Raw genomic sequence first — 24,285 nt, forward strand, 5'->3', positions numbered from 1 at the left:
TTGTGTGATGCATGATTGCCCGGCCGGCCCCGAGCCGTTGTCAGTTATGCCATTTGAGATTCGGACACCAATCCACCTCCGCAAGCACCGCGATCGTCCTGAGTTGCTCCTCGACCGGCGTCGCGCCGGCATTGCGAACCAATTGCAGACACCGCGCGCACACGAACGGACAGCGCGCATGGCAGGTCCACACGGGACAGCCCGCCGCTTCGCCGATCCGATCCGCCTGCCGGGCACAATAGGCCTCCTTGTCCTGCTCTCCGAGACTTTCCGCGTAACACAGCAACACACTTAAGAACTTGGACAGATTCACGACGGATCGCGAATTGATCGTCACACTGACCTGCGGTAGGTTGAGCGCTTCGCCGATCAGCCTGGCGGCCTGATAGATCTCCGCAGGCAGATCCGGAAAATGCGCCACGTGCGCGCGAGGGGCTCCCTCCGTTTCGATGAGCTGATAACGAGGCGCCAAATGGGCCAAGGGAATGGCCGCGGAGAGTAACGCCGCCTCGGTTTCCGGAATCCTGACGGTCAGCGAAATAACTTGCCGTTCCATGACCGATGGCGGCCCTCCGCATCGTGGCAACGATCGTGTCACCGTTTCGCTGGTTTGCTCCGCATCAGCACCGCCGGCCCGAAATAGGCGAAGGCGTCTTTCAAGTTGGAGAACATCCGTTTGAAGGGCCCCATCTCCTGATTCGTGACGTATTGCAGGGTGAGGATGACGCGCTCCTCTCCCTTGCCCAACGGCGTCACAGCGTGCCACAGCTTGTCGCCGTTGAAGATCACCGCGGTTCCTGGCTCCATGGCGATCCGCATTTCTCGAATTTCCCGCTCCGGCTGGTTCTGATAGAGCCTCGCGACCAACCGGCAGTGTTCTGACCGCTCCACCAGTCCGATCAGGACCGTATAGCGCTTTCCCTTGTAATAGGAGGTGTCGTAGTGAAAGCCAATATGATCGCCCAGCTCGGTATAGAAATAGAGGGCGCAGGAATGGGGATCGTCTTCCGGACAGAGCAACAGACGCGATTCGGTCAGACCGCTCAACAATGAGCGCAACGCCGGCGATCGGTACAGCGTGAGCATAATCGGCGCCTTGTCCCGGATCGCATAGAAGCTGACGCTGCCCCCCTTCTTATGCCCGGGGACGTAATTGCGGTTGATGGCGGAGCGGAGATCGTTCGCTTCCGCAATCAACACCTCGACCAAATCCGCTGGCAGGAAGTGTTCGAGCAGCAGGAACTCGTTCTGCAACCAATAGGCGTTGTGGGCCGGCTCCAGATCCACCGCCTCGATCACCCGTTTGAGACTCGACTCGACGTCTAGAGCGAGCGCCTTCATCGTGGCCTCCCGATGAGCGATTGCTTGACCATGCCCCTTGAACGGGTGCCCTCAGCCGTCAGCGAACAGCGAGCAGCACATAGCCGGTAATGAAGAAAGCAGAGCGCTTTTCCGAGCGGTTCGTTCTCGGCTACCGCGCGGTCCCTTCCGTCGCCACTGGCCTGGCTTTCGGCGCCACATCCCGCGCGCAGCGGAAGCCCAGCCAGTTCATCTTCGTGTTCGGGTCGGCGCCGTTACGCATCGCCGCCCGCATAGTCGTGGTGCTGTCGATCCAGCCGCCGCCACGGAAGGCCTTTTGGGTTCCGTGCTCCGGACCTCTCGGGTTCCGATCCGGCGCGACGGCGTAATAATCCTTGTCGTACCAATCCGCCACCCACTCCGCCACATTGCCGATCATCTGATGCACACCGTACGGGCTCACCGCGTTTTCGTACTTGTCCACCGCGATGATGGGCGGGTACAGCAGGAGCCGCTCCGGTCGGTCTCGCACAGGGCCGGAGAGACCCGATCGCCCGAAATTCGCGCGGCTCAACCCTGCCGTCTGGTTGCCCCAGGGATAAATCCGCCCGTCCTCCCCACGCGCGGCCTTCTCCCACTCCGCCTCGGTCGGCAATCGCTTGCCCGCCCACCGGCAATAAGCGTCCGCGTCGTACCAGGTGACGTGCATCACCGGATGGTAAGCCATGCTTTCCTGAAAGTTACCGCCGTCATACCGCCAGTCAATTTGCGGATTACGACCAGTGGCCAGCACGAATTTCAAATACTGGAGATTCGTGACCTCGTATTTGTCGATCTCGAAAGCGTCGAGGTACACCCGGCGTTGCGGCAACTCGGCGCGATAGGCGTTGCGGTCGACGCGCTTGTCGCTGCCCATGAGAAATTCTCCGGCCGGCACCAAGACCATTTCCTCTTTTACCGGCCATGTCGCCACCCGCTTGAGCGCGAGCTGCTTGCCTTCCGGCGTCCATTCGACCGTGATGTCCTGCGTGTCGAGTCCCCAGGCGAGACTTGCCAGAGCTAGCGCGGCGCCGACGGCGAGGAGCACATTCACGACCTGATTGGCCCTCGCCCATCCGCCGGAGTCATCCCTGTTCATGTGTCGGCCTCCTTGGTTCGTCTCTCGTCGTCCGTGAAGCGTCTTCGCACAGGCAGGATCATCGTAGTTCGGCCCGCGCTTCACGCTTCACGTGCATCGCATGCGCATCGAAATCCAATGAGATAACTCCGGTGGTCGGGCACGGCGGCGTTGCGTCCGGCCGAACGGGCCACCTCCGGGTCTTCATTCCAGGAACCGCCGCGGAACACTTTGTCGGTGCCGTGCGAGGGACCGGTCGGGTTGCGCGTCTCGCCGCGGCGGTAATACTCCGGATCGAACCAGTCGGCCACCCACTCGCTCACGTTGCCGGCCATCTGATACGCGCCATATGGGCTCACTCCCCGGTCATAGCGGTTGACGTTGGCGAGCGGCGGATACTTCGTGCCGCGCTTTGAACCGGGATGGGCGATGTTGCTCTTGAGCCACCCGGCCGGCTCGTTGCCCCAGGGAAAGATGCGGCCGTCCGTTCCCCGCGCCGCTTTCTCCCATTCCGCTTCGGTCGGCAATCGCTTGCCTGCCCACCGGCAATAGGCGTCCGCCTCCCGCCAGTTCACGCCGATGACCGGATGCAAGGCCATTTTTTCCGGAAAAGGCTCTTCTCTCCAATAGGGAGGCCAGTCGGCGCCCGTCGCGAGGACATAGCGGAGATACTGCACGTTCGTCACCTCGTAACGATCGATCCAGAACGTGTCCAGATAGACAAGCCGTTGCGGTTGCTCCTGGGGCCCGGCGGCACGGTCCACCTTGGGGTCGCTCCCCATTAGAAACCAGCCCGCCGGTACAATGACCATCTCGTCCGGCACGTCCATTGCAGCGAGTCGCTCGGCTTCAAAAAGCGGGGTCCACAGCGGTGGCCGTTTCGGACGGTCATGGTCGGCCATATTCGGGCTAGGGATCAGGAGCACGAAGCAAAAGGCCAACAGGCAACATAACGTACGGACCGTCCCGTCTGTCCAAGTCACGGCTCTTGCCTTGCTCCCTTGTGCCTCTCGCCTCGTGCCCCTCGCCGCCCTCATTCATAGCTCTGTTTCTCCAGCGTCGGCACGATCTGGCTTTGCACGTCTTGCGTGATTTGATACCGGATGTAGGGACTGTCCACTATCTGATTGGCATACAGGCGCCCCTTGGGCGACTGGACCTGCAAGGTCACGCCGGTCTGTCCCCTCGGCTCGATCGTGACAGCCTGCTCCACCGGTTCCCGGAGATACGGATGCCAGATTTTCACAGTATATCTGCCTGGGGGAATGTCGGTCAGTTCGAACCGCCCCTCATTGTCCGTCACCGCATAATAGGGATGGTCTGCCGCCAGCGCCCAGGCTTCCATATAAGCGTGGAAGCCGCACTGCATGACAAACACCTTCCGCCCTTTGGTCATTCTCACAACCTGGGTTACCGGCGTACCGGCGAAGTGCTTGTGGAAATGTGCGCTGAGTCCGGCTTCGTGCGGATATTTCGAACTGATCGGTAACGGCACATTGAACAGCACCCGCGGCCCAAGATCCGAGGTCTCATAGGCCTGGATGTCGTGCATCGCGGGATCCATATTCACCACTACGATGTCGTGTTGATCGCGGACGACGGTCACGAACGGGAGGAATCGGCAGTCGATCGCCTCGATACGCGGCGGTGTAAACGGCCCGAACGGCTTCCCTCGGTCGATCGATTCCAGGTACACCACAACCTGCCGGAATTCGCCGTGAGCGCCGACGTTGAATGGTTGCAACAATCGCCAGCCCCGCCCGTCGGAGATCCGACCGCAATACACCGGATCAGGTAGTGTGGCGAGGTTGTAGCCTTTCGGCCTGGGGACTTTCCCCTCGAGCATCACCGTGCCGGTGAGGGTCCCGCCGTCGATCACGGTGACCTCTTCGTAGGCCGACACCCCACTCGCACCAAGCAAGCAGGCGAACACGACCGCCAGGAAACCCGTGGTGTACACCTGTTGCCTTCCCCCCATTCCGCAGTTCCCCTTCTAGCTAGAAGAGTTGGCTTTCAACCGAGAGCTACGAGCCGCCTTGAGACAAGACAGGGGAAGCCACGCTGATTTTCGGTAGCTCCCCCGCCCGCTTTGCCTTGACCTTTGCTTCTTTTTTCTTCGTTCCGATTTGTAATGGCGCGGGAGCAGTGACCGCTCCCGCGCCTCCCCTCCTTCATTCATTTATTCATCGCGGTCGGGATCGCCGCCGGTTCGACCTCCGCACGCTTGATGCCGGCGCCGGCACCGTTCAGCGGAAGAAGTCGCTGATCACCAGCCGGCAGCACCCGGAAGTAGCCCCACTGTCCGGACTGCGCGTAGGGGAGCCGTGCATTGGACCACACGAAGTCGCCCACTTGACGGTACGGACCTCCTGCGCCGCCCCGGAGGAAGACATCCAAGGTCTCCGATCCGGCGTACTCCACCACGCTAATCATATCGGCGCCCGGCATGTAGGGCTCGATCGGCCATTCGTGGCCCTCGATGGTGAACATGCCGTTCTGCTCGCTGTTGGCGCCGATCACATGGATCCGCACCGGGTCACCGGCATGCGCCTCGATGATCGGCGTGGCCGGATCCTCGGGCTTATCCACCGCGCACGGCTGGAAGATCCGGCCGAGCGTGCAGCCCTGCTCCTCGCGGAACTTGTACGGTTCCGCCCGGTAATTGACCGCCGTCAACCCCGCGACATTTTGGACGTAGGGCATGAACGCGGTGCCGATGATGTTGTCCTCATCCTGGAAGAAGAGAGCTACATCCCGGTAGTTCACCTTGCCCGCGTTCTCCGGCAGGCTCCGGTCGATAATCACGTCCGCGCGCCAGGCGTTCTTGAGCGAAATGTCCTGGCCGGTCACCGGATCGCGATACTGTGATCCGCGCGGCCCGACGATGATCGCCCCGTACAAGCCGTTGCGCGGATTCGTCACGATGTTGCCGCCGTCCCACACCAGCGACGTCGTCTCTTTGTTCGCCGGATGCGCGTAGTAGGTGTAGGTCCGGCTCTCGCCTGGGCCGATGGTCTGATCGCCGGGGTTGTTCCCGACGTTGAGGCCGAGTGAGTCTCTCGGATCGAAGGCCAGCCCTGGCGCGAAGAACGACGCCCGGCTGTTCTTCATCTTGTTTTTCAGGTTCACCTTGATGCAGTCGCCCAGGTTCACCCGCAGCGTGAGCGGGTGCGGCATCACGTCCGACGCCACCTTGGTGACTTCCTCCTCGAGCGCGAAGATCTTCCCTTCCGGCACGGTCATTTCGATCTTCCGCTCGAAGTCCACCTCGATCGCGTCCGGCGCCTTCGGGTTCAGCTTCAACGGACGGTCCATCGCCACCACGTTGAAGGTTTTCACCGGAGCGTCGGCCGGACAGACCGATTTGGGCACCGGGGGAATTTCGAACGGTTTCGTCCCGGACGGCAGCGGCATGAGATCCGGCACCGGCTTGTCCAGCACCCGGACGATGCCCCATCCGCCTTCGGCGAAGTGCGAGGTTCGGCCATTGAAGTGGATGTAGTCGCCCGGCATGCCCTGGAAGCCGCCAGCCTTGGTCACCAGATCGTACCGCTCGGCGATCCCCACGTGGATCGAGTACTTCCGATTGGCGTCCGCGGCGAACCGCTCCGTCAAGAAGGTGTGCCCGGACAGCGTCCAGACGTGCGACTCGTTCATGAGCTGATGCAGCAACCGGAACACCAGCGTGTCGCCGACGTACGCCCGTAACAGCGGCGTATCCGGATCGCCGTGGATCGCGCTGCTGAACAGCTTCGAGGTATCCGGATTGTTGGCCAATCGCTGCGCAAAGGGCTCGGCGCGGAAGTTCATGCCGCTCCCTGTCGTATGCGTGCCCCCGTTGATATAGGGGTTGGGCGCCATGAGGATCTTCTCCGGCATTTGGAAGGACACAGTCTTGCCGGCTTCCAGCGCGACTTCGACCGGTTGTCCGGGCGGATTGCCCGCCTGGATGATGTTTACGGTATGGGGTACGGTGTCATGGATCGACACCATCAATTCCCGGAAGCTTCCGCTCACGCCGGCGCCGATCGGCTCCGTGGTGTGGATGTCCGCGATTGGCCCGCTCCAGACGAGCTTGCCGTTCTTCGGATCATGGTAGGTGGATCCGTAGGGCTCCACGATCGTCACCCCGAACCCGCCGTGCGGCCAGGTCGTGGCGCCGAACGCGTGGTCATGCCAGAACACGGTTCCCATGTCCACGTCCACCCACCAGCGATAGCGCACGAACTCCGGCGACACCAAGTCGTTCGCCGGATGGTTGTGCTTCAAGGGCTTAAAGAACGTGATCGTATCGCCCTTGATTTCTTTGATCCGGGCGACTTCCGAACAGCTCTTATCCCGCGGCAGCGAAGCCGTGGGATCGTCACCCTTCTCCACACAGTCCATCCCGACCATCACCTCGGTGTTGACGTGGAACGGCGTGGCCCCGGGCGCCATCTCGATCTTGATGGACGTCGCTCCGGCTTTCACCGCGCTCTTGAGCTTCGCCACCATCGGCGCAGGCAATCCGTGCTTAGTCTTCTTCCCCCACATGGTGAAAGGCCGGACCGACATTTCGTACTCGAATCCGGAAATCACCCCATCTGAGTTCCCCGTGTCGAACTGGAAGAAATGCGGGTGAATGTTGATCTTGGACGCCTGGAAGTTCGTGAAGTCGTCATCGTCCCACTCGCTCGTCAACACTAAGTCTACGCAGTCATACACATTGGCGCGAATGACTGCGGGATATTTCAGATCGTCGTTGGCCCTGATCAGCCGTTCTTCCTCGTGCAAGACGTAGATCAGGCCGTCTTTATCCACGATCGGCGGCTCATTCCCCTGCTTCTTGGCCAGGGTGATCGGGAGCCGGATAAAGTGCAGGTTGTAGAACTTCTGATTGGCGTTGTCCGGACACAGACTCCACCGGCCCTGCTCGCCAGGCTTGGCCGGTTCGCTGGTCCGCTCGCCGTTTTCATCCTGGTGGATCGGCTCCAACCAGGGCGCGCCATTGTGGTTCGCGGAGAACGGCACGCGTTTGCCGAAGTGCGGCTTGAACAACGGCCAGGCCAACTTACCCGTGGTCGGGTCGAACAGAATGGGCGGCCTGGTGCTCTCGTCCCACTTCTCGGCTGCAAGGTACTTCGGGTTCTTGGCGGTACTTTCCCGCTCGCCGTAGGCGACATTCCCTCTCCAGACCCAGTCCCACACGGTCGCGTCATAGGCCATGACCTGGCCACGCTCGTCGTCCGTATGGCCGGGCTTGCCCTGCGCCGGCAGGAACATCTCGACCCAGTCCTTGATGTTCACGACGGCGGGATTGGCCTTCCAGTTGGTCTTCTGGTTCTTATCGACGATCTTGAACTTCTTGCCAAACCAATCCACGGTCGTGCCGATCAGCTTGTCGGAGGTCACGCCGAGCTTCATCCGGCCCAGCCGATCCGGCAATTCCCGCAGATCCGGCATGGTATCGGTATGGCCCTGGCCGACCTGCAGCGTGTTGTACACACGCCCGTAGCCCCACATGCCGGCCACATAGTGATGCGCCACATGGCAATGGAACAGGAACTCGCCCGCCAGGTGCTGGCATTGACCGGCACCGCATTCCGGCTCTAAGTCCAAGGCTTCGGAGGGCCCGATGACCTCAACGTCGACCCGGTCCGACTTGGTCCGAATGACCGGATACTTCACCGGCCCGTCCTGACCGGCCGCCCAGAGCATATTGGGTTCGGTGGCCGGGCTGCGCTGCCAGCGGATCGATCCGCTGTGGGGATGGTGGGAGTGGAAGACTTCGGAGCCGCCGTGCACCAACCGCCACTTGACCGGATCACCCAAATAGGCGCGTGGAATCGTGGTCGGCGTATCGCCGAACGTATAGGCGCTGTAAGCCAACGACTCGTCCTCGAACCCGAAGTACTCGTGTTGGAGATGCATCTGGTCGATGCCGAAGGGCTCACTGCGGTAGTTCAACGCGCGGCCACCCGGCCGATACGCGTCGGTCAGCGGATCGCGCTGCGGCAAGAAGTCGCCCTTCTTGTTCAACGGACGGAACGCTTCGTCGCCGATTTCGTGATAGAAGATCACGAATTCGCGGAAGTCTGGTCCGGTGCCGTTGTCGATCATGACCTGCCAGCCGCTCTTCGCTTCGGGGGCGGGACCGGTGCCGAGCGGGTCGAGATACTTGGACCCCTTCGGCTCGATCACGAACGCACCGAACAGCCCCAACACGGTCAGTTCGCGGTCATGGCTCCAGGAGTGAAACTGCCGCACGCCTTCCTGCATGTGGGGGTGGATGTACCACTCGAACTCCTGCGATTTGCCCGGAGGAATGATGGCGTCCGGATTGGTTGTGGTCGCCGGCTTGCCAGTCGCACTGACGACCATGCTGGACGCCTGGATGAACAGGCTTCCCTCCTCGTCCTCCATTTGATTGCGGAGCGTCATCTTCACGCAATCGCCCTGATTGGCACGGAGAACGAGGGGCTGGATGTAATCCCCCTGCAACCCGGTGGACACGGCGCCCGGATCAAAGCCTTCTTTCTCCCGAGCCGCCTTGTTCCGCGCCTCCTCCGCTCGCACTTTGTCGATGTTCTCGGTCAAGACGTACATGTAGCCGGGATAATAATCCAACCACCGGTTCAGCGTGATCTCGACGTTGATCATCGAGACATCGTAATGCTTGGTCGGCACGCCGGCTGGGCAGCGCCCGCCGGTGCTGAGGACCGGCTCTCCCTTCGTTGGGTCCGTGGCCAGCAGAAAACTGCTCCCATCCTGGCCCATGTACTGGTGCATCATGGACATGTTGTTGAACAGGCCAGAAGTCTGCTGGGCCTGGGCGTCTTTCTGCGCTTGCTCTTCGAGCCGGCGCATGAGCCGATGGTGCTGCAGCTCGATCTTTTCGGAGCGATCGGCCCGCCCTTCGATGGTGTCCTCGACTACGGTCTGGCCCTTCAACGTCTGAGTCCAGCCTGGCATTGCCACGGGCGTGGCGTGTCCCTGATGGGACGTTCCTCCCGGCTCCGCGGCCAACAGCCACGGCGAAGCGATCAGCCCACCCGCCAAGACCGCGGCCTGCAAGCACCGGGTCGTTCCTCGACGACCGTGCCCGCGTTGTTCATGGAAATACGACCACTTCATAATGCGGCCTCCTTGTTAAAATGAGCTAACAGCCGAAAGCTGATAGCGAGTAGCAACGATGAGACAATCCCGAGCGCATTGCGACATGAAGAATGAAGTGCGGTCACCCTTCTCCCTCCTCTTTCCGGCCTTGGCTCTCAGCTCTTCGCTGCTCGCCTTCGCTTGCTGAAAAGAGCTGGTGAAGGGCCCTCTTTGCAGAGGTTCAAGGGTCATTCGGAGGCCGGTCCAAAATCACCCGCGCCTTCACCAGCGCTCTCCATGTGGGCAACCGGCGTGCCGAACAACATGGAATTGTGGGAAACGCGATCTTCTGCCGTGTAGGAGCGGACTTTTCGAATGATTGGGCGAACGGCGCCGAAGGCGGTGACGGGGCGCTTTTCCACGGTCTTAGACAGTGTCGGGGTACGCCCCGACGGCAGCCTTGCAGTTTCAATCGGTTAGGCTGTCTATTGTTTTGGACACACGAAGAAGAAAAGTGAGGAGAGATGGGACAGTGTTCTGCGTGCTGGATTAGAAGGGTCCCCAGAAGGATGAATGTGCCGAATTGCTGAGTAGAAGGAGGCTAGTCTGAGGTCACATTGTTGGAGGAAAGCCCGCGAAGTGCTTCCAACGCCTTCAGGATCTCCGCCGGCCTCGGCGGGCACCCGGGGATCCGCACATCCACCGGCACGTGTTTCTCAACCGGACCGGTCACGGCGTAGCTGCCTTTAAAGACGCCGCAGGTGATCGCGCAGTCACCGAGGGCGATAACAACCTTCGGATCAGGCGTCTGCTTATAGGCGTCCTTCAGCGCCCGCTCCATGTTCACCGTCACCGGCCCGGTGACGACCAGGGCATCGGCATGCCGCGGCGATGCCGCGATGTGGATGCCGAAGCGTTCGACGTCGTACACCGGATTCATCAGCGCGTTCATTTCCATCTCACAAGCGTTACAGGAGCCGGTGTCCACCTCCCGGATCGCCAGCGAGCGGCGGAAAGGTTGGCTTTTCTCCACCGCTGCCGCATCGGGCGGCATCTGTGCCTGGACTGGCTCAGCATATCGGCCGGTCACCACACCGGTTTTCAGGCTTTTTTTCAGAATGCGAAACATCGTTTCCTCCCATGAATAGGGCCTCTGTCAACAGGGAACACAAGGCCCTGACTAATAATATGATGGACCGTTAACCTCCCATGCGGGCTCGGGTCGCCCAACCTTCCGGTTCAAAGACAGCCGCCCAATCTCCAGAACGAGGTGCGTGCCTCAAGGCACATGCGGGCTCACTGTCCTTGCTTGTCCATCAGGGTGCGCCAACCTGATCCGACGGTCTCTCGCATGCTACGCGGTCGCGGGCTCGAGCCTGCGCGGATCATCGCGCTCGCCGGACTTCAGCACGCCGTAGGCCGTGGTCAGCAGCTTCCGCGCTAAGGCCACGACCGCGATCTTCTTCCCTCGTCGGCGGGCGATGCGGGCGAAGAATCGTTGCAAGGGCTTGGCCCCGTGGCTCTTCATCCGCGCCACCGTATGCGCGCACTGCAGGAGCACGCGTCGCACCTCGCCCCGGCCATCCCGATTGATCCGTCCTCATGGCCGGACTGCCCCACTCTGATAGATGGTCGGGGCCAGCGCCCCATAGTTCGCCACGGCCTTGCTATCCTCAAACCGCTGGGCCTCGTCCAATGCGCTCACCAACACCCGGGCCGACAGTGGCCCAATGGCCGGGATGCTCTCCAGCAGGGGACAGCGCGGATCCTCGATCGCCTCGAGCCGAGCCGTGAGCTGCCGCTCCGCCGCACTCAACGCCTCGATGCTCGCCATGAACGTCTGCATGATCAGCTTCAGCGGCGCACTCACCGGCAGCCGCGCCAGCTTCGCCTGCCAGGTCGTGCCAGCAAAGAACTTCTCTGGGAGCCGATACCCTTCTTGGTACACATCGCCCCGGATCGTGTTGATCAGCGCGATGCGCTTGCTCTGCAGTTGCTGCCGCGCACTCACCAACTCGCGCAGCTCCCGGACAGGCCCCTCTACCACATGCACGGCTCGCGGCAACATCCCCGCTCGGGCCAGCTCCGCCAGCTTCTTCGCATCCACCCGATCCGTCTTGCCCCGACTCTCGGTGATCCACTTCACCTCGTTCGGATGCCCCACATGCACCTGGACCTCCGGCAGCGTCTGCAAGGTCTCCGCGATCCACTTCATCTGATTGCCCGCCTTGAAGGCGACCAGTTTGGCCCCGAGGCCCACCTGTCGCAGCAGCGCGCGCAGTCCCGCCCGGGAGGCCGGCTGCTCCCCCGCGAACACGCGCTGTTTCCGTTCATTGACCGCATAGACCACCAGGCTCTTGCCACTGACATCCAATCCGACGTACACCATACGCTGCCCCTTTCATTGGTGGTGATCGCTCACCGCAGACAGTCGGGCCTTCGTGCCTCGCCTGTCAACCAATTGAAAGGGGGCCCTATTCATAGAATCTCCTGGATTCGCGACCAGCCAGCAGCGTAGGGCCGGCAACCTCAGGCTGCTCTCTGCCAGCTACCCGCTCTTCCTCATAAGTCATTCCCCGCATACGACAAATTGAAGCTTTTGTTGATCAGCGGAAAATCCGGGATGATATTGCCTAAGACCGCCCATTGGATTGCCGGCCAGTTCACGAACGAGGGATCACGCACCTTGCATCGGTGAATCCGCCCGCCTGTGCCGGCCATGACCATGTAGAGAATTTCACCTCGCCAGCCTTCAACCGCGGACAACGCCCATTCTCCCGCTCCCGGTGTTCGGCTCGGCGTCGCTGTCACCAACCCGGACGGGATTCGCCGGCGGATCTCCCGAATGAGTCTCATTGATTCATGTATCTCGTCCATCCGGACGCGCATCCGAGCGCGGACATCCCCATATCGATAGAGCGCTACCTTTGGCTGAAGCTCTGTGTAAGCCGCGAACGGACGATCGCGCCGGATGTCCCGATCGATGCCCGAGGCCCGGCCCACAACCCCCACCACGGCATGGTCCCAGGCAATCTGTTCAGTCAGCACACCCGTCGTCTCCAACCGGTCCGTCAGCGAGGCATTGGCGAATAGGATCCGTTCAAGCTCGGCGAAATCGGGCTCGATGGCGTCCAGTTCCGCCACCACATCCTCAAGTTGCCGCTCGCTCAGATCGAGGCCGACGCCGCCCGGACAGATCACGCCGCGCAGAAATCGCGACCCGGCCAACCGATCGTTGAGCTGCAGGATCCGCTCCTTCATCCGGCCGCAATGCGCGTGGGCCAGCGCATAGGCGGTATCGTTACAGATCGCGCCGACGTCGCCCAGATGATTGTGGATGCGCTCCAGCTCGAGGAAGAGACTGCGGAGATAGCGAGCGCGGGGCGGCACCTCGATCCCCAGCAGCGTTTCGGCCGCCTGGCAGTAGGCGAGACCGTGGCCGACGGTCGTGTCCCCGGACACCCGTTCCGCCAGCGAGACGGCGTCCGTCAGGGTCATCTGTTCGAACAGCTTCTCGACCCCGCGATGCTTCCAGAAGTGGCGTACTTCAAGCTGCATAATGGGCTCCCCGGCGACGGAGAATCGGAAGTGGCCCGGCTCGATGATCCCCGCATGGATCGGACCGACCGGGACCTCGAACACGCCTTCGCCCTCGATGTGACGGAAGGCATACTGCCCCTGGGCCCGGGCGAGCACGGTGTCCCATCGGAAATCCTTCTTGAGCGGGTGCGTCCCCTTCGGCCAGTGTTCGTGGCGCACCAGCCGGCGCATGTCCGGATGTCCGACGGGAATCAGGCCGAACATGTCGCGGATCTCGCGCTCGTACCACTTGGCCGCGTGGACGGACGGCGTGATGGAGCGGAACTGGCGGGAATTGCCCAACAGCTCGGTCGCGAGCACCACCCAATCGCGCCGTTCCTCGAGCGTGAAGAGGTACAACAGCTCATAGCGCGCTTCGCGGGGTCGGTGGTCCACCGCCCAGAGGAGCGACAAACTGCCGCGGAGGTCCGGCTTGGTGTGCAGGTAGTGCGCGACCAACGGCACCTGATCGACTTGGAGGCGAACGAGCGGCTTGCCGTGAACCTCGCCGGTTCCCACCACCGCGCTCGGAAACGCTTGTTGCAACAACGCGACCGCCGCCTTTGCGTCCGCCATCTTCTTATTCCTTCAGCAACACGGAGACCGCTCGATCCACCAACCCTTTGATCGGATCCGGCATCGTCATCCCAAGCCCGACCAGCGCCGCGATCGTCACAATCAGCGGCACGTGTCCGATCTCCCATCCTTCGCCGCGCCTGACGCCGTCCGGGGGAGTCCCCCAGACCATCACGACCACGCGAGACATGAATCCTGCGAACAGGGCGACGGCGAACACCAGGAAGAGCGTCACGATCACAAGACTGCGCACATCATCGGCAATGGTAACGGTTAGGAACCTTCCGAGGTGGAGCGTATCGGAGGCAAAACGTTGATTCGCCAGCGCCGACACGACCATGATCTCGCTGATGAACATCGAGAAGGGGGGCATGCCGACCAGCGCCAAGCCCGCGACCAGCATGGCCGCCGCCGTCAGCGGCTGAACGGTCGCCAGTCCTCGCACCTGGTCGATCTCGCGGGCGGCGTACCGGCGATGTACGTTGCCGGCCGAGAAAAACGCCAGCGACTTGGCCAACGCGTGGTTGAGGAGGTGAAAGAGGCCGCCGAACGTGCCGGCCGGGCCGCCCACCCCGAATCCCGCCATCGCTACGCCCATGTGCTCGACGCTCGAGTACGCGAACAGGCGCTTGTAGTCCCGCTGGACCAACATGAAGAGCGCGGCCACGACGAACGAGAGCAAACCGAAGACCATCAGCAAGTTGCCCGTGAACCCTGCCGGCAGCGCATGGTCCATGACAGCCTTGCTGCGGAGGACGGCGTACACCGCGACGGTCTCCAAGACGCCGGCCAGCATCGCCGTGACCGGCGCGGGCGCTTCGCTGTACGCCTCAGGAACCCAAGTATGCATGGGCACGAGGCCGATCTTGGTGCCGTACCCGACGAGGATAAAGATGAACGCGAGCTTGAGCACATGCGGATCCAGTTGGTCGGCCACCTCTTGAAGCATGGTGACGTTCAGCGCCGCGCTGACGTCCCCTAAGACCCGCACCGACGAGTAATAGGTCAACACGGTCCCGAACAACGCTAGCGCGATCCCGACCGAACAGAGGATCAGATATTTCCAGCCGGCCTCGAGCGATTCACGCGTTCGGAAGAACGCGATGAGAAAGGTCGTCGCCAGCGTGGTCCCTTCGACGGCAACCCAGAGCACGCCCAGGTTGTTCGCCGCCGTCGCGACGATCATCGCGAAGAGAAACAGATGAAACAGGAAAAAGAACCGACTGAGCCGCCGCGGCGAGACCGCGCCCTGCGCGACGTACTCGTCGAGGTAGGACCACGTATAGAGCGAACAGGTGAGACCGATGCCCACAATGATCAACAGGATGAAGGCGGACAGCGCATCGAGAGAGACGAGTCCCTGCAACGCCGTGAAGGGTCCCCGCACCACGATGTGTTGAACCACGGCCGTCTCGGCAATGCCCAGCGCGCTCATGGTGGCCAGGTTCAGCCCGTGCAGCACCTGAGCGCGCCTGGTGAGCAAACTCAGACCAGCCGCCAGCAGCGGCGCCCCGAGAAGGACCACAACCGGAGCCGCACCCGTCCCCATCACGGTGCCTCCACAGTCAGGATTGACACGACCGCCCGGAGCAGGGTTTCAAGCCCCGGCGGCACGTGCAGGCCGATCGTGCCTAGCAGCGCCGCATTGATTCCCACGGCGGCGCCGGTGAACAGGCGGCACCGAGGCCCTACCGCACGACCCGCGTCTCCCGGCGAGCCCAGCGTCATGCGGAACACCTGATACAGCAAGGTCGCAAACGCCAGCGCAAGCAGCCCCAGAAACGCGGCGGCCAGCTCCGGCCTCGCCATGTACGCCCCGGCCGCGATCAAGACTTCGCTCGCGAACAGTCCGAACGGCGGCAGGCCGGCCAGCGCGACACCGGCGACCAGCATCGCGCCGCCCGCAAGGGGCATCTGACCGAGGAGCCCCGTCACCCGGTCGAGCAACTTGTGATCGTGCCGGAGGAAGACCAGCCCTGCGCCGTAGAAGGCCGTAGACTTCGCCAGCGCATGATTCAGCAGATGCCAGGCCCCCGCAAAGGTTCCGGCTCCACCGACGCCGAAGCCCAGCAAGGCGATCCCGATGTGTTCGATGCTGGAATAGGCGAACAGTCGCTTGTAGTCGCGCTGCACGAGGAAGAACGCCGCCGCGATGGTCAGCGAGAGCAAGCCCAGTCCGACCAGGAGTCTGCCGCTGAACGCCGGTCCCACCGCCCGGTCCGTCACCGCCTTGAACCGCAGGATGGCGTAGACCGCCAGCGTCAGCATGTTCGCCGACAACATGGCGCTCACCGGCGTCGGCGCTTCGGCGTGCGCGTCCGGCAGCCAGGTATGCATCGGTGCCACGCCGGCCTTCGTCCCGTAGCCGATCACGGCGAAGATGAACGCCACCTTGATGGCGGTCGGATCCAGCCCTTCCGCCACCCGATACAATTGGAGCCAGCGCAGCGCTTCACTCGACACCCCCAGCAGATGTTCGGAGGAATAGTAGACGAGGATGGTCCCGAACAGGGCCAGCGCAATGCCCACCGAGCTGAGAATCACGTATTTCCAGCCGGCCTCCAAGGCGACCTTGCTGCGCTCGAATCCGATCAGCAGCGCGGCGGAGAGCGTCGATCCTTCCACCGCAATCCACATGAGCGCGATGTTTTCCTGATTGACCGCCACGAGCATGGCGGCGAGGTACAGATCGAACAGACAGAAGAACCGCTGGTAGCGCCTTGCGGACAGATGGCCGCGGTCCATCTCCTCGCCCATGTAGCCGACCGCGTACAAGGTCCCGGTGCTCCCCACCACGCCGATGATCAGATCAAGCCAGGCGCTCAGCGCGTCGGCCTGCAAGAAGATGCCCGCCGACACGCCCCCGCCGGAGACGACGCGCCCCGCCACCAGCACGGCCGACGCCGGGAGCGCGCCGGCCTGCGCGCACTGCAGCGCGTCCACGACGCGCCGGTCTCTCGCGAGCAGGCTCGCGACACCGGCGACGAGAGGCGCCGCGACCAAGAGGACAAGCGGCCAAGCCATGCCTCACGGCTCCTTCAAAATCGTGAACTTGCTCGTATCCACCGTGTCGAAGGCGTCCTGCAACCGATGGGTATAGATCCCGATGATCAAGGCGCCGACCAGCACGTCGAAGAACACGCCCAACTCCACGATCAGCGGCATGCCGTAGGCGGCCGCCGTGGCACCCAGGAACAGGCCGTTTTCCATGACCAGGAAGCCGATCACCTGCGTGACGGCCTTCTTGCGGGCGATCATCGTGAAGAAGCCGATCAGCACGATCGCCAACGCGATGGCCAGCGAATCCCGGGTCAGCAGGAATCCCAACGGGATGATGGGCTGGGAGATGGAGAAGGCCAGCATCACCAACCCGCCGCAGATCAGCAATCCGGCCGGGATGTTCACGTTCATGATCAGTTCGCGCGTCACGTTCAACCGCTCGATGACTTGTTTGAGGATGCGCGGGATCACGATGATCTTGATGACGACGGTGAGGGCGGCCGCGACATAGATGTGGTGGATGCCGGTGAGAAACGCCACCGCGGTCGCGGTCAGCGCCAAAAACCCCGACTGCAGGGCGAACAAGTCCACGCAGGCCGACAGCCTCCGTTGGGCCACGATGCCGAAACAGGTCAGCAGGAGCAGCGCGGAGCAGAGATCCACCAATTGCGAACCGATCTCGGGAGAAACGAGTGACACGCTACCCTCGCAGGACGTAGAAGAAGATCATGCCCAGAAGCGCCAGGATGAACGCGACCCCCAGAAATTCCGTCACGCGAAACAGCCGGAGCTTGGCGAACATGGATTCGAGGACGCCGATCGCCACAGCCAACCCCGAGACCTTCGCCAGATAGACCAGGAGGCCGAGCGCGAGCGCGGCCGGTTCCATGCTGGTGGCGATCCCCCAAGGGGCAAACACGTTCACGATCACCGTGAGGAACACCAGTAACTTGAGCCCGGCCGCCCACTCCACGAGCGCCAGGTACCGGCCTGAATATTCCAGGATCATGGCTTCATGGATCATCGTCAGTTCCAGGTGCGTCGCCGGATTGTCCACCGGCACCCGGCCGGTTTCGGCGATGGCCACGATGAACAGCGCCGCCAGCGCCATCAGGTGCGGCGAGGGATCGGTCACGATTCCTTCCAGCAAGGCGGTCTTGTGCACGATGGTGGAGAGATTCGTGGACCCGGCGGTCAGCGCGATGGCGAAGATGGACATGATCATGGCCGGCTCGGTCAGCGAGGCCACGATCGCTTCCCGGCTGCTTCCCATTCCGCCGAAGGCGGAGCCGGCGTCGAGGCCGGCCAGGATGAGAAAGAAGGTCCCCAGCGCTAACAGATACACAAGCGCAATGATGTTCCCCGCGAAGCTCAGCGGGATTCTGGAGGTAAAGACCGGGACCAGGAGACCAGCCGCCAGCGTCGAGGCGAAGACGAGGTATGGTGTCGCGGTAAAGATCCACGACGTCGCGGTGGATACAACCGGCTGCTTGCGAAAGAGCTTGGCAAGGTCGGCATAGGGCTGGAACACGCTCGCCCCCCGGCGCAGTTGCAGGCGCGCCTTCACCTTGCGGATGAGTCCCACGATGAACGGGGAAACGATCAGGAGGACGATCGTTTGGGCAACAACCAGAACAGCGGCTTGCAGCATGTGAGTTGGTCTATCTGGTCTATCTGGTCTATCTGGTCTGTCTGGTTTGTTTCGTTGAACCAAACAAACCAGACAAACGAGATAAACCGCACGAACGTTCTTCTAAACCGCCAAGAGCAACAGCACCACCAAGGTCACAAAGATATAGGTCAGGTAGAGATGGAGACTCCCGGCCTGGATGACCCGCAGACGGTCGGCACATCTCGAGAACAACGCCACGATCGGGTCATAGAGATATTTCTGGAAGACCGGCTCGATATGGAACTCGAACCGGCGCCGCTTGGCGAAATAGCGGGACTCTTCGAGCATCTCCGTCTCCAATTTCACCGTGGGTCGATAGATCGCGCTGAACACCCGCTTGATCGGCTGGACGAACCCGGTTGCGGTGTATTCCATGCGGGGCGTCAGGTTGATCCCGCATCCCCAGGTCCTGGAATAGCGTTTCTGCGTCAGACCGCCGAACGCCGCGACCAAGGCGAGCCCCAGGAGCGACAAGACGATCAAGCCGAGAGCGAGCGCCGGAGGAGAGAGACTAGAAAACTCCACGTTCACGGGCGCCAGGGCCCAGCCGTCGAGCGTCACCACTTTGCCGCTGATCGCCGTTCCCACGAACGGGGCGACGACCCGGTCCAGCAGCAGGACCACAACCATCGCCCCGATCCCCAGCAGCACGCAGACCGCAGCTAGCGCACCCATGCCGAGGCGCATGGAGACCGGCACCTCTTGCGCGCGCCGCGCCTGGGGGCTCCGGGGCAGCGCGAGAAACGCGATGCCGAACGCCTTCGCAAAGCAAGCGAGCGCCAACACCCCCGTGAGCGCCAACATCGCCGCGGCGAGCGGCAGCACCAGTTTCAGCAGCACGGTCGGAATCTGAAAACTGAGAAACAGGCTTTGGAACACGAGCCACTCGCTGACGAACCCGTTCGTGGGAGGCAGCGCCGAAATGGAGACCGCTCCGATCAGAAAACAGAGCCCCGTCCAGGGCATGCGACGGAGCAAGCCTCCGTAGTCTTCCAAGTTGCGCGTATGGGTCGCGTAGAGCAACGCGCCGGCGCCCAGAAACAAGAGTGCCTTGAAGATCGCATGATTGACGGTATGGTAGAGCCCGGCCAGCACACCCAGGGCAGCCAACTCCTTGAGCCCATATGTCTGAAAGATCATGCCCGCTCCGATCCCCAGCAGGATGATCCCGATGTTCTCGACGCTGTGATAGGCCAGCAGACTTTTGAGATCATGCTCCATCAACGCGTACATGACGCCCAACAGCGCCGACACCGCACCGATGACGAGCACCGCGAACCCCCACCACCACGGGAATTGTCCGCCGAGAAAATCGAACCAGACGCGAATCAGCGCGTAGATCGCCGTCTTGATCATGACCCCGGACATCAGCGCCGAGACATGCGAGGGCGCGGCCGGGTGGGCGTACGGGAGCCAGACATGGAGCGGCACGATGCCGGCTTTGGCGCCGAAACCGATCAGCGCCGTCGCAAACGCGAGGGTTTTCATCCCGTCCGGCAAAGACGTCTCCACACGCCGGAACGCGTCGAACGAGAACGACCCGGCCTGCTGGAAGAAAATCAGAAACGCCAGCAGGATGAAGGCGGTGCCGACATGCGCCATGATCAGGTAGAACAAGCCCGCGTAGCGCACATCCGCCTTCTCATGCTCCGTCACCACCAGGAAGTAGGAGAGCAGCGACATCAGCTCCCAGACGATGAGGAACAAAAAGCCGTTATCGGCCAGCACCACCAGCGTCATCGAGGCCAAGAAGGCGTTGTAGAGCGCGCCAAGCGCTTTCCCGGAGGCACCGCCCCGGATGTGCGGGACGTAGCCGATCGCGTAGATCGAGACGGCGAGCGCGACGAGCGAGATGGTGAGCAGGAAGAACGAGGCAAGGGGATCGAGCCTGATCGCAAAGGTGAGCAGCGGCAGGGACGACTCGATCGCGGCGGCAAGCGGTTTTGTGGAGAGCAGTCCCCAGATTCCGAGCCCAACCCCGATTCCGGCGGCAGCGGCGGCGAACAGGTGGGCGGCAAGGGCTTGCGCCTGCGGACGGCGCACGCACAGGGGTGACAGGATCCCGAGCGCATAGCACCCGAGCACGAACCACAAGAAATTCAGCATGGGGTTGGAAAGTGTCCTATCGGTTTGGCCGAATCGGGATCGGTGTGAACGGATGAATGCTCATGAGAAGTACATCTGCCATTTCCGGGGCGCACAGAGGAAGCCTGCGACGGTCTTCGGGCAAAAGGAACCGATCGCTGCCGCTCCCGACGATGACCGGGCTGGCCGGATCAATGACGTTGGGTTTCCACCATCGGCTCGATTTCTTTTTTCACTTCGTCCGTCACGCTGTATCGGTTGTACGGATGGTCCAAGACTTCGTTGGCATAGAGCCGTCCCGTCGGGGCCGGAACCACCAGGCGGGTTTCGACCGTCTGTTTGGGACCGACGGTCACGGTTTGCGTGATCACGGTCCGAATGTACGGATGCCAAACGGCCAACGAGTAGGTGCCCGGCGGCACATCCGTGATGGTGAACCGGCCCTGTTCGTCGGTCTTGGCAAAGTACGGGTTCTGGACGGCCAGTCCCCAGCTTTCCATGTACGCGTGGAAGCCGCATTGCATGACGAAGATCCGCCGGCCCTTGCTCAAATTGACCAATTGCTTCATGGGCGCGCCGGCCATGTGTTTGTGGTACAGGGCGGCTTCGCTGCGATCTTTGAAGTTCCGTGGATGCCGGGTGTTCATCGGCAGCGGCACGTTGAACAGCACGCGCGCTCCCAAGTGAGAGGTCTCATAGGCCTGAATGTCGTGCATGACCGGGTCCATATTGACCACGGTGACCGATTGATTGTCTCGCACGACCGTGGTGAACGGGAGAAAGAGACAATCTTTCGCCTGGATTTGGGGCACGCTGTGGTCGGGAAAGGGCTTGCCCTTCTCGACTCCCTCCAGATACACCACCACGTCGCGAAACTCGCCCGCGGGCCCGACGTCGAAGGGTTGCAGAATACGCCAGCCCTGTCCGTCGGAAACGCGCCCGCAGTACAACGGATCAGGCAAGGTGGTGAGGTTGTAGCCTTTCGGCTTGGGGACCTTCCCATCAAAGATCACGGTGCCGACGATGGCGCCTCCCTCCGGCACCGGAACTTCTTCGTAGGCCCACGCTGCCCCCGCTAAGCCGCTCATCACCGCCACGAACACCGCTCGCGTGAACACTCCCATCACACCCCTCCTTGCAACTCCTCATGCGTGATCTTGCCGCTTGCTGTTGGCTGTTCGCTGCTCACTATGGGCTCATCTTGCTACTTCGAGCACGGAGAGACCTTTCTTCAGTCCGACGACGCCCTCTCCCGCGAGAGTCAGAACAAAGTCGGTTTCATGATCCCATCGCGCGGGAAGCCAAGCCGTGAAAGGGGGCACGACGCCGCCTCTCTGCAATCCACCATTCCGGTGAAGCCGCCAGGCGGTCAGGATCCCCCATGGTCCCACCACCGCACGTGATCGCCGCTCAGAAACAGCGTGTCATAGAGGGCCGACAAGAACTCCCGTCCCGCATGCGGGAGTACGAGGTTCCCGCTCAGATCTCTACCTCCATTTCTGACCATCGTCACGCGAAGCCCGGGATGATTCGTCGTGACCCGGCCAGTCTCAGCGTTCCATCGCACCACGGCCGTGTGCCCCGTGGAAGCTGGACAATGAGCATGTCCATGGCCATGTCACCCCGAAGGCCATCGGTGTATTTTTTTCCTGTTTCTCTTCTTTCCCGCCGAAAGCTGTCTTCACGGATTTTTGCACGTTTCCCGCTTTTTCTCCGTTGTCGATCGGATGAACGCCGAGCCGCTTCGGCCGCCACAAAAACCGAATCCCGGCCCATTCACGGTCTACGCCGAATGCGCTTTACTGAACCCTCCCGGGTCCGACCGGACGTAGATCAATTCCACTTCCATTCCGTGGAGGTTATGGTGATAGGTCAACTCCACAAACTCACCTGCCCGGATATCGGCCAAAGCGATACGCCGAACTCCCCGAGCGATAAGCGTCCGGGGCGATACGCTGGCATGGACCCTGAGGTCAGCGTGCCGACTCGGCCTCGTCCTGATCACGATTTCACCGGAACCATCCGGATGATTGCCTACGGTCTCCACGGTTCCCCAGGTCGTCGGCATAGCCAGCTCCGCATTCAGCAGGTGCGCGGGAGCCCCCGCGCCAGCTTTTCCCTGCACCGCGCGACGCCTTCCCAGGCCTCGAGATGATTCGGGTTGCAGGCCAAGACCGCCTTCCAGTGACACAGCGCCTCCTCCGGCCGGCCCAGTTCTTCCAGCAGATTCGCCAACTCGCAGCGAGTCGCGAGATCGGTCGGGCAGACGACGACCGCATCTTGCAATCGACGAAGTCGGATGCTCCGTTCTCCGGCCGTCACCGATTGCTCCTCCTGCTGATCCGGCCGTAGCGATAGCGGCGCTTGCGACGCCTCCGTTCCTCGCTCTCCCATCGAGCCCATCCCGAATCGTACGGGTGTCCAGTCGAGCGACTCCCCCTACGGTTCCTACGCCATCAACGGGTTGACCGACTCCACGCTGTGGTTGGCCCGGACCTGCGTCCCGGTGAATCGGACGGTCTTCCCGTCTTTCGGCATGGCGATCCTGAGTTCTTTCCGAACCTTGCGGAAGATGTCGATGACATGGTCCATCTCCCTCACATCCAAGTCCTGCAGGCTGACCATGGCGTCCTCGTGGCTATCGTGACAGAAGGCAACGGTGAGGCAGTTCGTTCCCAGCAACGTTCGGCCGATCGACCGCCGAGGTCATGGCGTTGTCCTGCGCGCCTCTCTCTTAAGGAGTCGGTTTGCCCAGCAAGGTCGGTGCCACGAAGATTGGTGGGCATGGTTACGTGGACACGCGAAGAACTACCGAGGGTTAGACGAGACCGGCGGGGCGGATCGTTCCGATGACGCCGCTCGATCCCTTCCGCCGCGCAGAAACTGCACCCTCGCGGGATTCTCTACGGCGCGCAGGCGGTTCGCCGCGACGTCGCTCTCGCCGTTCTGCTGTTTCAAACGCCACAGCAGGCGGACGTCGCGGAGCACGGCGTACGCGGCGACCAGCATGACCAGCGCGATGAGGAGATTGAGCTGGAGCCCCCACGTCGCGCTGGCGGCCACAGCCGCGACCGCGATCACCGCGCAGACGATCTCCAACGTCCCCACCTGTTTTTCACGATTTTTTGTGTTCTTCCTCACCATGTGCGCCTCCCGATCGGATCACATTGCCACAGCCGGTCATCGCATGGCTGGCGTCGTCCGTGCTTGGGCTCTTGTTCACTCCACGGCGGCTGGACGTGACGCGTGTCGATTACACCGGTATCTGCCAAGCCCCTCAGCGAAGGGTGTCACGGAATAAAGCCACGATAGCGAGGACAGCTACCGAGATAATGGTCAGCGAAAAGGCGGATTCGGAAACCAAGTACGCCAAGGTCGCCGCCACTGCACCTGCCAGCAGCACCACTTCAAAGAGGCCAGGCTTGACTTGTGGGGCCATGAAGATTCCGCGCTATTTTTGAGCGAATCCCACGGCTTTTCCGCGCGAGTCCATGAGTTGTTCATGACAGCGACGGCAGACCATGCCGGTGGTCTCCGAATCGAACAGCAACACCGGTGCGAGTCGCCGGCACCGGGGACATCGCACCGGCCTGGTCCTGCCCGATACGGCTCCCCGGAGGTCCCTGGCAATCGCCGCGGCCTCTCCGCGAACACGCATCAGCGCCTCGTGGCAGTGGGTGCAGACCATCCCGACGGCCCGCGAATCAAAAAGGAGCACCGCGGCTGCCCGCCGGCATCGTGGACACCGCACCGGTTTCGCATGGCGGGCCGCCTCATATGATTTATCCAACCTCATGGCTCCCTAAGCATAGCCAGCAGCGGATAGCTGGCAGCCAATCGTCGTGTGCGCCGCTCGCTGTTTGGTCTTCAATCCTCACCGGGA

Annotated in this window: 22 protein-coding genes; all 22 read right to left on the minus strand. The window is 62.1% G+C overall.

Going from position 1 to position 24,285, the window contains the following annotated elements; genetic code table 11:
- Positions 1 to 40 precede the first annotated feature (40 nt).
- A complete protein-coding gene (locus ACWHTU_RS16780; RefSeq protein ID WP_447860547.1) occupies positions 41 to 556 on the minus strand; it encodes a hypothetical protein in 516 nt (171 codons plus the stop codon).
- Positions 557 to 594: 38 nt separating this feature from the next.
- The gene (locus ACWHTU_RS16785) at positions 595 to 1,341 is read right to left on the minus strand and encodes a HalD/BesD family halogenase (RefSeq protein ID WP_447860549.1); all 747 of its coding nucleotides are present in this window, start codon (positions 1,339 to 1,341) and stop codon (positions 595 to 597) included.
- Between the two features lie 130 nt (positions 1,342 to 1,471).
- Positions 1,472 to 2,437, minus strand: a complete 966-nt coding sequence (locus ACWHTU_RS16790; RefSeq protein ID WP_447860550.1) for a formylglycine-generating enzyme family protein — start codon at positions 2,435 to 2,437, stop codon at positions 1,472 to 1,474.
- 80 nt (positions 2,438 to 2,517) lie between these two features.
- On the minus strand, positions 2,518 to 3,399 hold the full coding sequence (locus ACWHTU_RS16795; RefSeq protein ID WP_447860551.1) for a formylglycine-generating enzyme family protein: 882 nt from the start codon (positions 3,397 to 3,399) through the stop codon (positions 2,518 to 2,520).
- Between the two features lie 50 nt (positions 3,400 to 3,449).
- The gene (locus ACWHTU_RS16800; protein WP_447860552.1) at positions 3,450 to 4,394 is read right to left on the minus strand and encodes a carboxypeptidase-like regulatory domain-containing protein; all 945 of its coding nucleotides are present in this window, start codon (positions 4,392 to 4,394) and stop codon (positions 3,450 to 3,452) included.
- A 197-nt stretch (positions 4,395 to 4,591) separates the two neighbouring features.
- Complete coding sequence (locus ACWHTU_RS16805; protein WP_447860553.1) at positions 4,592 to 9,529, minus strand: hypothetical protein; 4,938 nt, start codon at positions 9,527 to 9,529, stop codon at positions 4,592 to 4,594.
- A 562-nt stretch (positions 9,530 to 10,091) separates the two neighbouring features.
- Positions 10,092 to 10,619 (minus strand): NADH-quinone oxidoreductase subunit B family protein, encoded by a 528-nt coding sequence (locus tag ACWHTU_RS16810; RefSeq protein WP_447860554.1) that lies wholly within the window; start codon positions 10,617 to 10,619, stop codon positions 10,092 to 10,094.
- Positions 10,620 to 10,844: 225 nt separating this feature from the next.
- Positions 10,845 to 11,051: a hypothetical protein gene (locus ACWHTU_RS16815; RefSeq protein WP_447860278.1), complete on the minus strand. Its 207-nt coding sequence runs from the start codon at positions 11,049 to 11,051 to the stop codon at positions 10,845 to 10,847.
- 39 nt (positions 11,052 to 11,090) lie between these two features.
- A complete protein-coding gene (locus ACWHTU_RS16820) occupies positions 11,091 to 11,879 on the minus strand; it encodes an IS110 family transposase (RefSeq protein WP_447860556.1) in 789 nt (262 codons plus the stop codon).
- Between the two features lie 173 nt (positions 11,880 to 12,052).
- On the minus strand, positions 12,053 to 13,645 hold the full coding sequence (locus ACWHTU_RS16825) for a hydrogenase large subunit (RefSeq protein ID WP_447860557.1): 1,593 nt from the start codon (positions 13,643 to 13,645) through the stop codon (positions 12,053 to 12,055).
- A 4-nt stretch (positions 13,646 to 13,649) separates the two neighbouring features.
- Positions 13,650 to 15,194: a hydrogenase 4 subunit F gene (locus ACWHTU_RS16830; protein WP_447860558.1), complete on the minus strand. Its 1,545-nt coding sequence runs from the start codon at positions 15,192 to 15,194 to the stop codon at positions 13,650 to 13,652.
- Positions 15,194 to 16,669, minus strand: coding sequence for a proton-conducting transporter transmembrane domain-containing protein (locus ACWHTU_RS16835; RefSeq protein WP_447860559.1), 1,476 nt, complete (start codon positions 16,667 to 16,669; stop codon positions 15,194 to 15,196). Before ACWHTU_RS16835 ends, ACWHTU_RS16830 begins: the two co-directional genes overlap by 1 nt.
- Positions 16,670 to 16,672: 3 nt before the next feature.
- Positions 16,673 to 17,344, minus strand: a complete 672-nt coding sequence (locus ACWHTU_RS16840) for a hydrogenase (protein WP_447860560.1) — start codon at positions 17,342 to 17,344, stop codon at positions 16,673 to 16,675.
- A gap of 1 nt (position 17,345) precedes the next feature.
- On the minus strand, positions 17,346 to 18,296 hold the full coding sequence (locus ACWHTU_RS16845; protein WP_447860561.1) for a respiratory chain complex I subunit 1 family protein: 951 nt from the start codon (positions 18,294 to 18,296) through the stop codon (positions 17,346 to 17,348).
- Positions 18,297 to 18,398: 102 nt separating this feature from the next.
- Positions 18,399 to 20,423, minus strand: a complete 2,025-nt coding sequence (gene hyfB, locus ACWHTU_RS16850) for a hydrogenase 4 subunit B (RefSeq protein WP_447860562.1) — start codon at positions 20,421 to 20,423, stop codon at positions 18,399 to 18,401.
- 170 nt (positions 20,424 to 20,593) lie between these two features.
- Entirely contained in the window at positions 20,594 to 21,526 is a 933-nt protein-coding gene (locus ACWHTU_RS16855; protein ID WP_447860563.1) for a carboxypeptidase regulatory-like domain-containing protein, read from the minus strand.
- Between the two features lie 659 nt (positions 21,527 to 22,185).
- On the minus strand, positions 22,186 to 22,470 hold the full coding sequence (locus ACWHTU_RS16860) for a hypothetical protein (RefSeq protein ID WP_447860564.1): 285 nt from the start codon (positions 22,468 to 22,470) through the stop codon (positions 22,186 to 22,188).
- A 14-nt stretch (positions 22,471 to 22,484) separates the two neighbouring features.
- The gene (locus ACWHTU_RS16865; RefSeq protein ID WP_447860565.1) at positions 22,485 to 22,796 is read right to left on the minus strand and encodes a hypothetical protein; all 312 of its coding nucleotides are present in this window, start codon (positions 22,794 to 22,796) and stop codon (positions 22,485 to 22,487) included.
- A 54-nt stretch (positions 22,797 to 22,850) separates the two neighbouring features.
- Complete coding sequence (locus ACWHTU_RS16870) at positions 22,851 to 23,027, minus strand: hypothetical protein (protein ID WP_447860566.1); 177 nt, start codon at positions 23,025 to 23,027, stop codon at positions 22,851 to 22,853.
- A gap of 183 nt (positions 23,028 to 23,210) precedes the next feature.
- Positions 23,211 to 23,546, minus strand: a complete 336-nt coding sequence (locus ACWHTU_RS16875) for a hypothetical protein (RefSeq protein WP_447860567.1) — start codon at positions 23,544 to 23,546, stop codon at positions 23,211 to 23,213.
- 133 nt (positions 23,547 to 23,679) lie between these two features.
- Positions 23,680 to 23,841: a hypothetical protein gene (locus tag ACWHTU_RS16880; protein WP_447860568.1), complete on the minus strand. Its 162-nt coding sequence runs from the start codon at positions 23,839 to 23,841 to the stop codon at positions 23,680 to 23,682.
- A gap of 12 nt (positions 23,842 to 23,853) precedes the next feature.
- On the minus strand, positions 23,854 to 24,192 hold the full coding sequence (locus ACWHTU_RS16885) for a hypothetical protein (protein ID WP_447860569.1): 339 nt from the start codon (positions 24,190 to 24,192) through the stop codon (positions 23,854 to 23,856).
- Positions 24,193 to 24,285 lie beyond the last annotated feature (93 nt).

The organism is Nitrospira calida, from assembly GCF_976986435.1.

Coding starts and splice junctions, on each gene's coding strand:
- ACWHTU_RS16780 (WP_447860547.1), bottom strand. CDS start 556: ATGGAACGGCAAGTTATTTCGCTGACCGTCAGGATTCCGGAAACCGAG.
- ACWHTU_RS16785 (WP_447860549.1), bottom strand. CDS start 1,341: ATGAAGGCGCTCGCTCTAGACGTCGAGTCGAGTCTCAAACGGGTGATC.
- ACWHTU_RS16790 (WP_447860550.1), bottom strand. CDS start 2,437: ATGAACAGGGATGACTCCGGCGGATGGGCGAGGGCCAATCAGGTCGTG.
- ACWHTU_RS16800 (WP_447860552.1), bottom strand. CDS start 4,394: ATGGGGGGAAGGCAACAGGTGTACACCACGGGTTTCCTGGCGGTCGTG.
- ACWHTU_RS16805 (WP_447860553.1), bottom strand. CDS start 9,529: ATGAAGTGGTCGTATTTCCATGAACAACGCGGGCACGGTCGTCGAGGA.
- ACWHTU_RS16810 (WP_447860554.1), bottom strand. CDS start 10,619: ATGTTTCGCATTCTGAAAAAAAGCCTGAAAACCGGTGTGGTGACCGGC.
- ACWHTU_RS16820 (WP_447860556.1), bottom strand. CDS start 11,879: ATGGTGTACGTCGGATTGGATGTCAGTGGCAAGAGCCTGGTGGTCTAT.
- ACWHTU_RS16825 (WP_447860557.1), bottom strand. CDS start 13,645: ATGGCGGACGCAAAGGCGGCGGTCGCGTTGTTGCAACAAGCGTTTCCG.
- ACWHTU_RS16830 (WP_447860558.1), bottom strand. CDS start 15,194: ATGGGGACGGGTGCGGCTCCGGTTGTGGTCCTTCTCGGGGCGCCGCTG.
- ACWHTU_RS16835 (WP_447860559.1), bottom strand. CDS start 16,669: ATGGCTTGGCCGCTTGTCCTCTTGGTCGCGGCGCCTCTCGTCGCCGGT.
- ACWHTU_RS16845 (WP_447860561.1), bottom strand. CDS start 18,296: ATGCTGCAAGCCGCTGTTCTGGTTGTTGCCCAAACGATCGTCCTCCTG.
- hyfB (WP_447860562.1), bottom strand. CDS start 20,423: ATGCTGAATTTCTTGTGGTTCGTGCTCGGGTGCTATGCGCTCGGGATC.
- ACWHTU_RS16855 (WP_447860563.1), bottom strand. CDS start 21,526: ATGGGAGTGTTCACGCGAGCGGTGTTCGTGGCGGTGATGAGCGGCTTA.
- ACWHTU_RS16860 (WP_447860564.1), bottom strand. CDS start 22,470: ATGCCGACGACCTGGGGAACCGTGGAGACCGTAGGCAATCATCCGGAT.
- ACWHTU_RS16865 (WP_447860565.1), bottom strand. CDS start 22,796: ATGGGAGAGCGAGGAACGGAGGCGTCGCAAGCGCCGCTATCGCTACGG.
- ACWHTU_RS16870 (WP_447860566.1), bottom strand. CDS start 23,027: ATGGTCAGCCTGCAGGACTTGGATGTGAGGGAGATGGACCATGTCATC.
- ACWHTU_RS16875 (WP_447860567.1), bottom strand. CDS start 23,546: ATGGTGAGGAAGAACACAAAAAATCGTGAAAAACAGGTGGGGACGTTG.
- ACWHTU_RS16880 (WP_447860568.1), bottom strand. CDS start 23,841: ATGGCCCCACAAGTCAAGCCTGGCCTCTTTGAAGTGGTGCTGCTGGCA.